The 14,535-nt window shown below is 41.3% G+C and carries 15 protein-coding genes; 1 reads left to right on the top strand and 14 read right to left on the bottom strand.

All coding sequences use genetic code 11. The features are described from left to right. Nucleotides 1-7 precede the first annotated feature (7 nt). From srlA to pfkB, 8 genes are all read right to left on the bottom strand, one after another. Nucleotides 8-562 (bottom strand): PTS glucitol/sorbitol transporter subunit IIC, encoded by a 555-nt coding sequence (srlA, locus tag P0G38_RS02750; protein WP_074934132.1) that lies wholly within the window; start codon nt 560-562, stop codon nt 8-10. Next, a complete protein-coding gene (locus P0G38_RS02745; protein ID WP_194193434.1) occupies nt 562-1,047 on the bottom strand; it encodes a transcriptional regulator GutM in 486 nt (161 codons plus the stop codon). The genes srlA and P0G38_RS02745 overlap by 1 nt, the downstream gene beginning before the upstream one ends. Then, nucleotides 1,044-2,906 (bottom strand): BglG family transcription antiterminator, encoded by a 1,863-nt coding sequence (locus tag P0G38_RS02740; RefSeq protein ID WP_015510346.1) that lies wholly within the window; start codon nt 2,904-2,906, stop codon nt 1,044-1,046. Before P0G38_RS02740 ends, P0G38_RS02745 begins: the two co-directional genes overlap by 4 nt. A 15-nt stretch (nt 2,907-2,921) precedes the next feature. Then, entirely contained in the window at nt 2,922-3,722 is an 801-nt protein-coding gene (locus P0G38_RS02735) for an SDR family oxidoreductase (RefSeq protein ID WP_086337875.1), read from the bottom strand. A gap of 569 nt (nt 3,723-4,291) precedes the next feature. Continuing rightward, nucleotides 4,292-5,269, bottom strand: coding sequence for a tagatose-bisphosphate aldolase (gene lacD, locus P0G38_RS02730; protein ID WP_275853990.1), 978 nt, complete (start codon nt 5,267-5,269; stop codon nt 4,292-4,294). A 4-nt stretch (nt 5,270-5,273) separates the two neighbouring features. After that, nucleotides 5,274-5,723: a PTS sugar transporter subunit IIA gene (locus P0G38_RS02725; RefSeq protein WP_144771067.1), complete on the bottom strand. Its 450-nt coding sequence runs from the start codon at nt 5,721-5,723 to the stop codon at nt 5,274-5,276. After that, complete coding sequence (locus P0G38_RS02720; protein ID WP_275853989.1) at nt 5,720-7,126, bottom strand: PTS fructose transporter subunit IIC; 1,407 nt, start codon at nt 7,124-7,126, stop codon at nt 5,720-5,722. The genes P0G38_RS02725 and P0G38_RS02720 overlap by 4 nt, the downstream gene beginning before the upstream one ends. Then, complete coding sequence (gene pfkB / locus P0G38_RS02715) at nt 7,123-8,061, bottom strand: 1-phosphofructokinase (protein WP_275853988.1); 939 nt, start codon at nt 8,059-8,061, stop codon at nt 7,123-7,125. The genes P0G38_RS02720 and pfkB overlap by 4 nt, the downstream gene beginning before the upstream one ends. Before the next feature lie 154 nt (nt 8,062-8,215). Here pfkB and P0G38_RS02710 point away from each other — a divergent pair, with 154 nt between their 5' ends. Next, on the top strand, nt 8,216-8,965 hold the full coding sequence (locus tag P0G38_RS02710; RefSeq protein WP_008380325.1) for a MurR/RpiR family transcriptional regulator: 750 nt from the start codon (nt 8,216-8,218) through the stop codon (nt 8,963-8,965). A gap of 159 nt (nt 8,966-9,124) precedes the next feature. Here P0G38_RS02710 and P0G38_RS02705 read toward each other — a convergent pair whose 3' ends face one another. From P0G38_RS02705 to P0G38_RS02680, 6 genes are all read right to left on the bottom strand, one after another. Continuing rightward, entirely contained in the window at nt 9,125-10,063 is a 939-nt protein-coding gene (locus tag P0G38_RS02705) for a 2-dehydropantoate 2-reductase (protein ID WP_008379573.1), read from the bottom strand. A gap of 266 nt (nt 10,064-10,329) precedes the next feature. Next, nucleotides 10,330-11,292 (bottom strand): oxygen-dependent tRNA uridine(34) hydroxylase TrhO, encoded by a 963-nt coding sequence (gene trhO / locus P0G38_RS02700; protein WP_005228186.1) that lies wholly within the window; start codon nt 11,290-11,292, stop codon nt 10,330-10,332. Between the two features lie 107 nt (nt 11,293-11,399). After that, on the bottom strand, nt 11,400-12,149 hold the full coding sequence (locus P0G38_RS02695) for an alpha/beta fold hydrolase (RefSeq protein ID WP_010749998.1): 750 nt from the start codon (nt 12,147-12,149) through the stop codon (nt 11,400-11,402). Nucleotides 12,150-12,248: 99 nt separating this feature from the next. Beyond that, nucleotides 12,249-13,121, bottom strand: a complete 873-nt coding sequence (gene scrK, locus P0G38_RS02690; RefSeq protein WP_010749999.1) for a fructokinase ScrK — start codon at nt 13,119-13,121, stop codon at nt 12,249-12,251. Nucleotides 13,122-13,140: 19 nt separating this feature from the next. Then, on the bottom strand, nt 13,141-13,638 hold the full coding sequence (locus P0G38_RS02685) for an LURP-one-related/scramblase family protein (protein WP_005233908.1): 498 nt from the start codon (nt 13,636-13,638) through the stop codon (nt 13,141-13,143). Between the two features lie 3 nt (nt 13,639-13,641). Further along, nucleotides 13,642-14,517 carry an SPFH domain-containing protein gene (locus P0G38_RS02680; RefSeq protein ID WP_010750000.1) on the bottom strand — a complete coding sequence of 292 codons (876 nt, stop codon included), beginning with the start codon at nt 14,515-14,517 and terminating at the stop codon, nt 13,642-13,644. Nucleotides 14,518-14,535 lie beyond the last annotated feature (18 nt).

Here is a 14,535-nt window from a genome sequence, read left to right as displayed (position 1 = left end):
TTCCTCCTTATTCTGCCGCTAGTTTGACTGTTTTACTCAAAGTGATGCCTTGCTGCTTACACACGTAAGCAGTCGTAAAGTCGGTGACCCAACCGCCAATAAAGTTCATGATCATACCGACCAATAGGTAACGAATCGCCAGCTCCATCGAGTTTAAGCCTAATGTTGTGATTCCTTGGGCAATACCTAACCATACAAAGAGTTCTCCAGGATTGATATGAGGAAATACCCCATTACTGGTGTGACAAAATTGCGCTTGTGAGGCATAATAGCTAGGCTTATAGTATTCAGGTAAAAAGCGAGCCATAGTAAACGACATTGGGTTTCCTAACATAAAGGCAGATAGGAAAGGTAAAAGCAAATAGCGAGTGAAAGGATTTTTTGAAGATAAACGTGCCACTTTGGTCACGCGTTCTTCTCCTAAGAAAGCAATCAACGTATTCATGGCGACCATCAGCATTAGCACCACTGGAACGATACCTGTCATCCATGAGATAAATGTCTCTGCTCCGGTTTGAAAAAGGCTCATAAAACCTTCAGCAAATTTTGTAATATACTCCATTATTTTGCACTCCTTTTTTCTTTCATATATATTTTTTCTTTCCATGTTTGTATTTGTATTTTCAACAGTGTTACAGACGACACTCCCTGACTTTCGGTATAGTTCCCGGCTTCTGTGCGCAAATAAATTTCTCTGGCATTTTCCATCGCTTGAATCGTCAACTTGTTTTCTTTTTGCACTTTGGGATGGTACTTATCGATATAATGAATATCTTCTCCTAGATAGACCGGCAGCTCTTTAAACTTCGCCAACACGGTTACCCCTTGCATCTTTCTGGCATCAAGAATGATTCCTGCTGGATCGACCGCAAGTAAAACGATCGTTCCTGCTTTTATTTTCCCAGCTCTGCGTCCAATCGCTACCTTGCCTTTTTTGCGCAGTTGCTGATAGTTTTGATTAAAGTGTTTGATCTGTTTCAACCCAAAAAGAATTTGTAACAAATAGGCGCCTAAGGCAAAAATACCAAATAGATAAACAAAACTCATATAATCAACTCCTTCTGATAAAGCCATTCTTTCAATGCCAATAGATTTTCTTGGGCACTGATTTCTTCTCTGAAATCCGCATTGCCAGCAATCGCAAATAATTCATCATAAATACGCAACAAGTCTTGTTCGTTTTTCCCTGTCAATTCACTTGGAATACCTAACAAAAAAATCAGTTTGATATTACCCTCAGGAGTAACCAATTTCCTTTTGAACACACCTATCGACAGAACGATTTTATCTGTTTGATCATTGATCGCATGGGGAAAGCCAATCTCAGAATCAAAAATCGTGGCATGTTTTTCCTCTCTTTGTCTGATTCGTTCCAAAAAGCACTCATCTACTATATGCTCCTTTGTTAATTCGGCGATCATTGACTCGACATTCTTTTGATAGGTCAAGTCAGGATCTAAGTGGTTAAAGTGTAAGAGGATCGACTGCTTCCCTACTGACTGCAAGCGTTCGGCTTTTTCCCACTCATTGCGCAACCAATGATCGTCAAATAAGTTGGTCAATTTAATGATTGGACTTTTCACTTGCTCTAAATGTTTTAATGGAATCGTCGTAAAAATGGCGAAGTAATCGGTCAGATTTTCCTGATGATAGGCTTCCTCTGATAAATGGGTGATGCGAATATCATTGCCTAAGACTCGTTCCAATTGACGACGTATGATCATCGCCGTACCTCTGCCACTGTGACAAACTACAGCAATTTGCTTTTTGGCTGGTTCGTTTTGTTGGCTTTTCAAAGCAAGTTCAAAATAAAGTGCTAGATAACTGATTTCGACTGTGGGTATGGTTCGACCAACCACTTCTTCAATCTCTTGTAGACCGACTTTGGCTAATTCATAGGCAAAGGGATATTGTCGCTCGATTTCGCCGTAAAACAAATCGCTTAATTTTGCTTGGACCACGATTCGGTTGATCATATACTTTAAGTGTTCTTTCATTTCTAAAAACAAAACTTTCTCATTGATATCCAAAACGAGCGTGCGATGGATTCGCTTTAGCATCGCTTTAAAGTACTGTTCGACTGCTGTCGGGACAACCGTACGCTCAATTAAGGAATTTGCAGATAAATTTAACGGGAACCAGAGAAAGTCCTGTTCTGTTTGACTTAAAGTCACTCGGTATTTGGTCTCTAGATGATAGATCAACTGCTCGATTTGTTCTTCTTCTTTGATGAAATTTGTATAACAATTCGGTATCGTCTCTAAATAATTCCCTTCAATGATCCTTTTCATGGAAATAGAAATCACTTTATACAGTAAACGACCATAATACTGCGGAATCCCTGAGAGAGAAATGATTTTTTGGATCATTGCTCGTGTATCGTTTTCTAAATAATTTTCATAAAAATAATCTTGTACATAATAGATGTAAAGCAAACGCAGATTAAATTCACTTCCTTTAATCTGAATCCCTCTATTTGGCGTTCCAACTACTTCTGTATCAAAAGGCTTGAGTAGCTTTTTTAGCATCCGAAAATCATTATAGACAGTACTCCTACTGATCCCTAGCGCTTCAGACAGATCGTCAATTAAAATAAATGACTTTTCCTCGATCAATTGTTTTAGGATAAATGCTACCCGCTTACTTGCTGAGTTAAAATCGGTTTCTTTTTTTAACTTTCCAGCCAAAATGAGTTCAAATTCTTCAGCATCTTCTACCTCAATCGAATAGCTCTTTTTCCTTTGCACGATTTTCGCAATACCAATTAGTTCTTCATTAAGCAGATCAATACTACTCTTTACTGTTTTTGAACTACTGCTCAACTTTTTCTGTAAATCAATGATTGAAATATCCTTATGGGTTATTAACAAGTCTAAGATTTGATACCATCGATTTACGAATGCCATTTTATCCCCCTATTTCTATCCCCTAGTTTTTCCTCCCGCTACATTTGTTGTCACTCCTGTAATATAACTGGATCGGTCAGACAGGTAATAGCAGACCAAGTCAGCTACTTCTGTCAATTTGCCACTCCGACCTAGAGGAATTGTACTCGTTTTTGTGTATCCTTCTCGCAGTTTTTCAACTGTCGTCCCTCTTGTGTAAGCCAGTGCCTCCTCATAGGCAGACGTTCTCAAGCCCGTTTCTTCCATGATGCCCGGTGCAATACCCACCACTCGAACATTTGATTTTCCTAATTCTTTTGCCCAGGATCTTGTATAGCTATTGAGTGCCGCTTTGGTAGCAGCATATGCACTTTGCCCTTCAGATCCTTCAAGCCCTGATTCTGATGACATATTGATGATGACTCCAGATTTTTTATTGACCAATTCTCGGGCTACTGTTTGCGTCATTAGGAAAACGCCCTTTTGATTGATTGCACTCATCTTGTCAAAAATAGGATCTGATAATTCATATTTCCCATGAGGGTCTTTCTTATCTACTAAAAGACGTGGAATATTGATCCCTGCATTGTTCACTAAACCATCGACAGTTCCAAACCGCTCAATGACTTTTTCTACACCTGACTCCACCTCTTCCCTTACTGAAATATCCGTTTCAACAAACAACAAATTGTCATGTTGTTGCGTAGCTTCTGTAAGGTCAAAATTTGCCACATTCACCCCTTGCTCTAATAAACTTTCAACGATCCTCTTTCCGATTCCTGAAGAACCCCCTGTTACGATCACGGTTTTTCCAGCTATATTTAACCAGTCTTTCATACGTTCCCTCCTACAATTTGATTACGCTTTCAGTATAAGCGTTGACCAATAATAATTAAGACAGGATTTTTTCAAAGATCTGGAAAAAAAGTGTACGAATTTCACTGAATAATCTTCAGACCGTTTGCCTTAAAAAACAATGCAATTTTATTTTGCAACCGAAAGAATCATGTTGAAGCGACTTCTATTCTATCCTATCTTCTCCTTAGATGGAGTCATCCGCTCTTTTTTTAAAGGACGGTTTGTGAATGCGACTTAATTAATTGCTCTCGATTTTTCCACAACAAAGCCACTTCTAATAACATGCAGTAAAAGAAAGAAAAACTCCCACCTTTTCTTCCACAAAAAAAGCTTAGGAAAGATTCCCTAAGCTTTTTGAAACGATTAAATTAGAGTGTATTAAAAAGGCAGAGATTGGTTGGTACGCTCCTTAAGAATGACCCAACTCGTTGACTTTTCCAAATAAAGACTTCGGCGAAAGTCAATCTCAGATATCCGTTTAACCGTCTGGAAGCCAGCACATGTTGACACCTTATTTCCCTAAGTTCAGATATTCCCATTGAAAGAAATCATTCAGTTGTTGCCTGACAAGAAGAAGCTGTTTCCATTAGCACCTCATTCAATGTTTCGATGTTTTTTCTACCGTCTGTTTGCATCCATTGTCTTGCAGCAGCTTCTCCTTTAGTGGCAAATACCTTAACACCATCTGCCCAAGTTGCTCGCCCGCATAATACACCATTGAAGGTTGAACCAGCTGCTTTGGCAAAGCGGAGGGTTTCTTGAAAAAGCTCTGCACTGACGCCTCCGCTAAGAAAAATAAATGGACAAGTAGCCATCTGGCTTTGTTCTTTAAAGAATGTTGCAGCCTCTTTTTGTGTATAGACAACCTCATTCCCTAACCCTTCAACAAACTTCATATTGACAGGAACTTCTACTTTCAAAACAGCTACGTTATAGCGCGACTCTGCAAAAACCTTCATCATTTGATTGACTTTATGTGGTTTGACCGTTGCGTATTCTTTCGATGTGTTATCCGAAATGGTCGCATCATAGGAGACTAGCTCTAAGAAAAAGGGCAGCCCTTCCGCCAGACATTCAGAACCGATTCGTTCTATATAAGCTTTCTTTTGATCGTTGATCGCATCGCTTTCGTCTACATCATAGTAGAGTAAAAACTTACAGGCATCTGCTCCTTCCTCTTTGAGCTTTTTGACTGACCAATAATTTAACGAGTCTGGGAGTCTCCCTGGCGTCGTTGCGTCATACCCCGTTTTTTCATAAGCCATCAATAGACCAGTATGCTGAGCACGTTGTTTTGCTGCCGGAAGTCCGTATTCTGGATCCAATAAAATAGCCGATGCATAGGGTGTTAGTTCTTCAGAGACGATGGTTTTAAATTGCTCGATCGCTGCATCCGACACATCTTTTTTATATTGACTTAGCATCCGCTTTAATGCGCCTCTTTGATCGATCGCCAATGCACTGATGATTCCTTTTGAATTACAAAGTTTTGTTACTGATATCGTTTGCTTCATTGTCGTAGTCATTTTTTCAATTCCCTTCTAGATACTGATTCATTACTTGTAGTAAAGCTGTTTTAGAAGTAGCTGCTTGGATCGCTTTTTTAAACTCTTCTTTCATCAGCATCCTTGCCACTTGAGACAAAATCGTAAGGTGGGTGGTCCCAGCTTCATTCTCTGGTATAAACATAGCGATGATCGTATGGATTTTTTGTCCGTCTAAACTGTCCCAATCGATTGCTTCTCTAAGTTTGATTACACTAATAAATGGTCGTCTAATAACACTGCTCTTCGCATGAGGAATGGCAAAGCCATCCATCATGCCTGTAGAGCCTTGTTCTTCTCGAAGGATAAATGCTGCTTCCACTTCTGAAACATTCGTAGCATCGCCTTGCCTCTTACTTTCTTTTGCTAGAAAAGATAGAGCTTCTGCTTTATTCTTTAGGAGGGAATCGACAAAAATATATTCTTCCGTAATCATGCTTTCACGTCCATTCTCTGTTTGGCAACTTTTCTTTTTTGAACCAATCCTAGCAACAACCCACCTGCGATCGATCCTGCCAAAATCGCACTTACCCATAAAAGACCATGAGTAACAACGGGTAATACTAGAAAGCCACCATGGGGTGCAGGAACTTGCACTTTGAAGAGATAGGTCAGTACAGCAGCAATCGAAGAACCTAACATCATGATCGGTAACACCCTCAGCGGGTCTTTCGCCGCAAAAGGAATCGCTCCTTCTGTAATATGTGTTGAGCCTAAGATAAAATTGACTAATCCAGCATTTTTTTCATTTGCATCAAAATACTTCCCAAAGAATAAAACGGCAAAACCTGTGATCAACGGTGGGGCAATGCACGCTGCGGATACTCCTGCCATGAAACTAGTATTTCCTTGTGCCAATAAAGCAGTACCTGTTACATAAGCTGCTTTATTGATTGGTCCTCCCATATCGAATGCGCACATACAGCCAACAATAATGCCTAATACAAAGGGACTAGAATTTTCGAAACCAGCTAAGAAGGACATCATTGCTTCGTTGATCGTTGCCATCGGTCCTGACACAAAGTCCATAATCAGTCCTGTAATCAAGACTCCTAAAACAGGATAAAGAAAAATTGCTTTCAAACCATCTAATGATTTAGGTAAAAGAACCAATGCCTTCATCAGCCCTAGCACGACATAACCGGCTAAGAAACCTGAAACGATCCCACCTAAGAAGCCAGTTCCGCCATCTGCCGCGATCAAGCCCCCAACAAACCCAACCACTAGTCCTGGTCGTTTCGCGATACTCTCCGCAATAAATGCTGATAGGATCGGGACCATCATACTCATAGCAAAACCACCGATTCCATTGAGTCGTGCAGCAAATTCGTTGTACTGAGCGTTAGTTGGATCCGCCGAATAAATCCCCCAAAGAAATGAAATAGCAATCAAGACTCCCCCACTGACCACAAACGGTAACATATGAGAGACACCATTCATTAAGTTTTTGTAGATCGTATGTCCAATCCCACTGACGGCTACTTCTTCTTTATCAGTCGGAACAGATTGCTTCGACTGTTTGATTCTCCCTGCACCATCTAAGGCATCAGCGATCAATTGATCCGCATTTCGAATTCCTGAGGCTACTGGGACATCAATGATTTTTTTGCCTGCAAAACGTTCGGCTTGAACATCTTTATCAGCCGCGATAATGACTGCGTCGGCAGCTTCGATCTCTTTAGCAGTCAATGCATTTTCGATCCCAATCTGTCCATGAGTCTCTACTTTGATCGAAATGCCTCGCTTCTTAGCGGCTTGCTCTAATGCTTCTTGTGCCATATACGTATGCGCGATCCCCGTCGGACATCCCGTCGCAGCTACTATCTGAAATTTTGTCATTTATGGACTTCCTTTCTATGAACATGTATTTGCGCTTCCAATTCAGGGATATCTAAAAAGTCAGTCAATCCCTTTTTAAAAGCAGTTGAACTTCCCGCTGCAATACTTCTTTTCAATGTATGAGAAACCTTCTCCTTGCGAACCATCCCAGCAATAAAGGTCCCTAATAAGCTGTCTCCCGCACAGGCTGTATTTACCACTTTGCCTTTTGGAGCATTAGCGATCAGACAAGTTGCTTCATTTAAAAAAATCCCCCCCTCACTTCCTAAAGACAGCAACACATTTTGCGCTCCTTCTGCAATTAACATTTGACCGTATTTCTGATAATCTTCGGGCGCGATCGTGGCGACATCAAATAGTGTCGCTAACTCTTCTTCATTTGGTTTGATTAAGTAAGGACGATACTGCAAACATTCCCGAACTTCCTTATAACTACTATCAATAATCAGCTTGACTTCTCGTTCCTGACAGATTTTACTGATCTCAATCAAAACCGTCGGCTGAACACCTTTTGGCAAACTCCCAGAAACACAGAGAAAATCACCTGCAACAAGAGTCTTGATTTTTGCTAACAATCGTTCCACATTTTCTGGACTGATCGCTGGTCCTTGATTGACCAATTTATATTCTTTGTTTTCTTCGTTGACTTGTGTAAAGACATTGATCCTTGTCATTCCATTAACCGCTACAAAATCGTTCTTGATGTGCTTTTCGCTTAAAAAATCTTCAATATATTTTCCTGTAAAGCCACCACTAAATCCTAAAGCAGTGCTGGGAATACCTAGCATTTTCAAAATAAGAGAAACGTTCACCCCTTTGCCATTGGCTTGGATCTCATCATCTAGTGTACGATTGACAACTTGAGGCAAAAGCTGTTCTGTTTCAATAAATAAGTCAATCGCTAAATTCATCGTGCATGTGTAAATCGTTCCCATAATTGTTCCTCCTTGCTGTACCTTAAGTATGCACTGTTTCTGAATGTACATGTTTTCTAAAACGATCCATTCTGTTGAAAACATTTTCAATCTTGTTTGATTCCATTTGATTTTCAGATACAATCACACTAAAATAGCGATAAGAGGTGGCAAGATGGACAACAAATTAAGTGAAGCAGAACTATTTTTATGGAATTACATTACGCAAAACCTTTCAGAAATTCCGAGCCTTTCGATTATCAAACTAAGTGAACTGGCAAATGTTTCAACGACAACGATCGTCCGAACCATGAAGAAAAAGGGCTATGAGGGCTACACCTCTTTTAAACATCATTTAAAAGAGCAATCGAATATGACCTTGAATTTTTCAAACGTGGAGATGGTGGATGAAGAGATCCGTCGCTCCATTATTAAAAATGAACAAGAAGTCATTCGTACCTTAAATATGCTGGATACGGGCACTATTGAAGATGCGATCCAAAAAATATACAACGCGAAACGAATCGTTATTTTTGCACGGGGCTTTTCAGAATTGATTGGGGAAGAAATGAAGACAAAATTTCAACTGGTGGATAAATATTGTGAGTTGTACACTGATCCCAATATTATCACTACGATCAGTAAGCGTTTACGCAAAGAAGATACCGTGATTTTTGTTTCATTAAATGGGGAAACCGAAGAATTAGTCATCGCGGCTCAAAATTGTTACGACAAAGAAATCGGATCGCTTTTGATCACCGCCTCAAAAGAAAGCCGCTTGCTGGAATTAGTCGAGCTTTCTTTGATTGGCTTCAAATCAGAAATTTCCTTTTTCCCTGATTATGAAGTCCGCTCACGACTGCCCTTATCGGTCATTGCTCGAATATTGTTGGATTCTTATGCGATTCGCATCAAGAAAAAATAAGCAGACTCACTCGAAATCAATAAAAAAAGTCTTTTCGCCCTCATAGTGTTTCTGCTATGAGCGAGCGAAAAGACTTTTTGCTGAATTATTTGGATGCAGTCTCTTAAAATCGCTACTGACTGCTAGCGATTTTAAGAGTTATTACCTTCGCAGAAGTGTTTACTCTGCTGCTAAAATATCTTCCTTGGCATGGATCATTTGAGTCAAAAAGTCACAATAAGGCGTTGGCACTTGGTACTTGCGGCCTTTTCGTGAGATTGCGCCATTGATATAATCGATCTCGGTTTTGCGATGATTATTGATCAAATCTTGATACATGGATGGATAGTGCATTCCGATGCCTTCTGGATCATAGGTTTCCTCAATATGGTGGACTACTTCGGATACATCCAGTTCAACAGATTCATGGGTAGCAACTGCCGCAAATTCTTCCACGATCGTTTGGACCATCGCACGCGCTGTTGAGGTTTGTCCGAATTGGGCAATATTCACATTTAAAATCGAACACAAACCATTTAGTGTGCCGTTGACACAGGCTTTGCGATAGATGGAGTAGCGAATGTTCTCAGAATAAGACGCATTTAACCCAGCATCAGCCAAGACTGCCGCTAATTGACGGGCATCTTCTTCTTTGCCCGGTTCGATATTTTGCAGTTCTACAGAACCATCCCCAAACAAGCGAACATTACCAGGACCAATCAAATCCGCCGTCCAAATGGTATTTCCTAAAAAGATTTTATCCGTGCTGACATATTTTTCAATCGTGTCCTCATGACCGATCCCGTTTAATAAGCATAAGACTTTCGTTTGCTCTCCGATCATCGGTTTGATCGTTTGCATCATTTGATCCAGTTGCATCGCTTTAGTAAAGACCAGGATCAAGTCTGCTTGTACAGTCGTTGGGATCTCATTTTGCGAATAGATCGAAAAAGGGACTGCGATCTCTTCACCGTTTAAGTTCGCTCGTAATCCGTGTTCACGGATCGCTTCGATATGCGCCGGCCAGCCGTCGATCAACGTGACGTCATTTCCGCCTCTTTTTAGCATAATAGCAAAACGGCTGCCCATAGCACCTGCACCAGCAATAACAATTTTCATCTGAATTCCTCTTTCCTCTTCCACAATTAGGTATAGTTTACTCTAAAATCGTGAAATATGCGAGAGCCTTGCGTTTTTTCTCGATAGGAAAGAAAAAAGAACAATTGGAATAGTTAGATTTTTCAGATAATTAAAAAACAATCGTTTCCAATTCTGTCCATTCAAAAAAGCCGCACGGAAGGTGGGAAAACTGCCTGAGCTAAGCCAGTTTTCGGACTCACGTGCGACTCTTTTAATCCTTCATTTCCTGTGAAACAGTTGTCGGTCTAGGCAGTGACTGTTTCATTTTTTGTTGCAAAGTTTTTTAACCGTTCAGCTTTTTCTGTTTCTGTGATCCCATGTTGCTCCACGTAACGGTTGTGTTCGTGGATGGCACAATCATAGCTGCAGGCACCTAAATGGGCAGCCTGATTTTCCTCAGAAGTTAAGAATTGGCGATTGCATTCTGGGTTGGCACAGTTTACATAGCGCTCGCAAGGTGTCCCATCAAACCAGTCGCGACCGATAACTTTTTTATCCACATGATTGATTTCCACACTGATGCGTTCATCAAAGACGTACATTTTCCCATCCCAAAGCTCGCCTTGAACTTCTGGGTCATTCCCATAAGCAAAGATACCGCCATGGAGTTGGGCCACATCTTCAAAGCCTTCTCGCAGCAGCCAGCCTGAGAATTTTTCACAACGGATACCACCAGTACAATAAGTAACGACTTTTTTATCCATGAATTTTTCTTTATTATCGATGATCCATTGCGGCAACTCACGGAAGCTGCGGATATCGGGACGAACGGCTCCTCGGAAATGGCCTAAATCATATTCATAATCGTTACGGGCATCGATCACCACGGTATCTTCATCTAACAACGCTTCTTTGAACGCTTTAGGATCTAAATATTTTCCAGTCATTTCTAATGGATCGATGTCGTCTTCAAGGTTCAATGAAACCAATTCTTTGCGCGGACGAACGAATAGCTTTTTAAACGCATGTTCTTCTACTTCGTCAATCTTATAAAAAATCCCTTTAAAACGGGGATCAGCTTCCATTTTTTCCATATAGCGATCCGTTGCTTCAACCGTTCCAGAAAGTGTGCCATTGATCCCTTCATTGGCTACTAAAATACGGCCCTTGATGCCAATTTCTTTTCCAAATGCTAAATGCTCCTTGGCGAAGCTTTCCGGATCTTCAATTGTTGTGTATTTATAAAATAATAAAACGCGGTATGTCAAACCAATTCCTCCTTTTTTTGCACCCTACAGTATAGGTTATCACGTGACAAAAAACGAGTTTTATGCTTGTACCTTTTCACACAATCTTTTTCCTTGCGCAAACAGTGTCATGGATTGGTTTGATTGAGCTCTGCCACGAAAAAAGCTGTGACTTGATCCATCGTTTCTCCACGAACCAGATGGCGTTCTTCTCGCGAGATAAACTGCAAATTTGCTTCTGGATTTTCTGCCACAAAGGCTTCCACATCACCATAGGGAATTTTCTCGTCTTGGGTACCATGCCAAAACAAAAGAGGACGCTGCCCTAATTTCTCTGGTTGAGAAGACAGATCGTAAGCATCCATCCAGCTTAAAAGCTGACCATAATCCTCGGGTACAAAGAACCCAGCAGCGCCAGCGTGCATTTGGATGCGGTCACGGTATTTCAACATGGAAGGAGAACCCATGATACAAGCTGCCGCTGTAATTTCTGGATGCTGGCACAATAAACCGCACGTGGTCATCCCTCCCATGGAGACTCCGCCAACTGCGATCTGACCGTTGACCAAACCAAGGTTTTCAAAAAAATCGACTAAGTAAGAAAACTCAAATAGATTGGTTTGGATACTTTGCCAAAAAGTTAAAGAAGGAATCTCCGATAGCTGGGTCTTGCGCTCCCCATGATTGGCTGCATCTGGCAAGACCACCCGAAAACCTTCTCTAGCCAACTTTCTGCCTTGTGTCAACACTAATTCTTTACTCGTCTGCCAGCCATGATAGTAAATAATCAATGGCAGCGGCTCATAAATCATTTCTTCAGGTACGACTTCTAAGACCGGAATATTCCCGATTTTTCTTTTTCGAACAGCTAATTTCATTCTTTTCCACCTCAGCTTAAGTATACAAAAAGTCGCCAAAAGCGCCACTGATACGCTGTAAAAAAGATCATACCCGAAGAGTATGATCCGTTTTTTCGTTTATGAATGTAAGACTGCTTCTCGAGCCAATGCCAAACAACCGAGGGTTCCAGCGTTGTCTTCTAATGCTGGGGTCACGATATATTTGCTTAACTCAGGTGTTTCAACATACCCATTGACCAATTTTGCAAATGCGTCGTGGACGTTTTGCAGCATATGGCGTTGTTTCATCACACCACCGCCAAAAATGATCACATCTGGAGAAAACATCAAGGTTGTATTGTAGGCGCATTGAGCAATATAGGAGGCTTCGATTTCCCAATAAGGATCATCTTCTGCAACCTCTTGCCCTTTTTTCCCTAAGCGTTTTTCGATGGCGGGTCCAGCAGCCATCCCTTCTAAACAGTTGCCATGAAATGGACAGCTGCCAGCAAAGTCATCTTTTGGATGAGGGACGACCAGCATATGCCCCATTTCTGGATGACTAAAGCCTTCGATAAAGCGCCCTTCTTGTAAGGCACCGCCGCCAACACCTGTACCGATCGTGTAATAAACGACACTACTCAATCCTTTGCCACTGCCGAAGACATACTCACCATAGGCAGCCGCATTGACATCTGTTGTCCAAGAAATCGGGATCGGAAATTCTTTTTTCATGGTACCGATGAAATCAAAATTTTGCCATGCCAATTTCGGGGTCGAGGTAATGTACCCATAAGTGGCAGAATCGCGATGGATATCGATAGGCCCAAATGAGCCAATCCCAATCCCTGCTAAATCTGCTTGGTATTGTTTGAAGAAACCAATGACTAAAGGCATTGTTTCCTCAGGTGTCGTTGTCGGAAAGCTCACTCTTTCCTTGATTGTCATTTCTTCATCGCCAATGGCGCACACAAATTTTGTGCCGCCTGCTTCAATCGAACCGTATAACATGCACATCGCTCCTTTTTTTCTAACTACTTGCTGAACTTGACGCTGCGGCATCATCTGCTTTGACGCGATCGATGGCTACCACTAATGCAATGATCAGGTCATCTAGATCTTCTTCATAGATCACAACTTCATAGGTATCGCCCCAAGAGATCCATTTTTTGTGGATCTCTGCGATCCGTTTGCCGTTGCGGTTGACCACAAAATCCATATCCCACCAATTGCCGTCCACATCGATGCCTTCTGCACTGATGGAATAGCGGGCTTTAAAAAATGTGAAATGTTTTTCTAAAACGATCGCTTCTTGGCCGTGGACTTCCACAAAAAATTTCGGTAATAAACTGAACACTTTTTTGGTGATCTCCGCGATCGGTCGCTGCTGCTCATTGAAGATCGTAAAACTTTTCGGGATCTTAAAAAAACTGCCTTCGACATAATAGCGAGGGTTTTGTAAATCATCGGTGACGGTAAATTTTTCGCCAATGCTGAAAACCTTCTGTTTGATGTAAAGTTTCTTCAAATGCTACACTCCTTTTTCTTTGACATCGCCCGTATTGATCACCGGCTGCGTGCCTTTATCGGTAATGATCGACACCAATAAATTATTGATCAGTTGGACTTTGCGGTCATCTGTGAAATTGATGTCCTGTCCGTCTTCGATTTGTTCTAACGCCATTTGTGTCATGGAGACGGCCCCTTCAACAATGATTTGCCGTGCTGATAAAATTGCTTTAGCTTGTTGGCGCTGCAACATCGCACTAGCGATCTCAGTCGCATACGCGAGGTGATTTAAGCGGGTCTCTATGACTTCGACCCCAGCAACAGCCAATCGTTCTTGCAATTCTTTTGCCAGTTCTTCAGAAACTTCATTGGTATTGCCTCGCAACGTCAGATCATCGTCATTGAACGTGTCATAAGGGTATTGCGTCGCAATATGACGAATCGCTGTTTCACTTTGGATCTCAATGAAGTCTTGGTAATAATCGACATCAAACAATGCTTTCGCCGTATCTACAACTTTAAATACCACCACTGCCGAGATCTCGATCGGGTTTCCGTCTGAATCATTGACCTTCAACAGCGAACTGTTAAAGTTGCGGACTTTCAATGAAACATTGATTTTTTGGGTTAATGGGGTTGTCACAAACAAGCCGTTGTCTTTAATGGTTCCTAGATATTGCCCAAAAAAGAGGATCGCTTTGGCTTGGTTGGGTTGTACGATCGTTAACGAACTAAGGAAAAGAAACGAAACGATCCATAAAAGAATACTGAGAACGATTTCGAGAACGCTCTCATTTACGAACCCATGATAAAACAAATAACCGCCGCCAACTAATAACCCGATTAGCACAACCAGTGCTAAATACCCATTCACATGAAATGTCTGTTTTTCTGTCATTTTTATTCCTTCCCTTCT

The sequence above is a fragment of the Enterococcus casseliflavus genome (assembly GCF_029215545.1).
GTDB classification, from domain to species: domain Bacteria; phylum Bacillota; class Bacilli; order Lactobacillales; family Enterococcaceae; genus Enterococcus_D; species Enterococcus_D casseliflavus.
Note: the sequence above shows the minus strand (reverse complement) of the source record. Positions and strands in the feature narration are given on the sequence as shown.

What these genes read in the sequence shown, in the direction of transcription:
- srlA (WP_074934132.1), bottom strand. Translation starts at nt 562, where the DNA reads ATGGAGTATATTACAAAATTTGCTGAAGGTTTTATGAGCCTTTTTCAA.
- P0G38_RS02745 (WP_194193434.1), bottom strand. Translation starts at nt 1,047, where the DNA reads ATGAGTTTTGTTTATCTATTTGGTATTTTTGCCTTAGGCGCCTATTTG.
- P0G38_RS02740 (WP_015510346.1), bottom strand. Translation starts at nt 2,906, where the DNA reads ATGGCATTCGTAAATCGATGGTATCAAATCTTAGACTTGTTAATAACC.
- P0G38_RS02735 (WP_086337875.1), bottom strand. Translation starts at nt 3,722, where the DNA reads ATGAAAGACTGGTTAAATATAGCTGGAAAAACCGTGATCGTAACAGGG.
- lacD (WP_275853990.1), bottom strand. Translation starts at nt 5,269, where the DNA reads ATGACTACGACAATGAAGCAAACGATATCAGTAACAAAACTTTGTAAT.
- P0G38_RS02725 (WP_144771067.1), bottom strand. Translation starts at nt 5,723, where the DNA reads ATGATTACGGAAGAATATATTTTTGTCGATTCCCTCCTAAAGAATAAA.
- P0G38_RS02720 (WP_275853989.1), bottom strand. Translation starts at nt 7,126, where the DNA reads ATGACAAAATTTCAGATAGTAGCTGCGACGGGATGTCCGACGGGGATC.
- pfkB (WP_275853988.1), bottom strand. Translation starts at nt 8,061, where the DNA reads ATGGGAACGATTTACACATGCACGATGAATTTAGCGATTGACTTATTT.
- P0G38_RS02710 (WP_008380325.1), top strand. Translation starts at nt 8,216, where the DNA reads ATGGACAACAAATTAAGTGAAGCAGAACTATTTTTATGGAATTACATT.
- P0G38_RS02705 (WP_008379573.1), bottom strand. Translation starts at nt 10,063, where the DNA reads ATGAAAATTGTTATTGCTGGTGCAGGTGCTATGGGCAGCCGTTTTGCT.
- P0G38_RS02695 (WP_010749998.1), bottom strand. Translation starts at nt 12,149, where the DNA reads ATGAAATTAGCTGTTCGAAAAAGAAAAATCGGGAATATTCCGGTCTTA.
- scrK (WP_010749999.1), bottom strand. Translation starts at nt 13,121, where the DNA reads ATGTTATACGGTTCGATTGAAGCAGGCGGCACAAAATTTGTGTGCGCC.
- P0G38_RS02680 (WP_010750000.1), bottom strand. Translation starts at nt 14,517, where the DNA reads ATGACAGAAAAACAGACATTTCATGTGAATGGGTATTTAGCACTGGTT.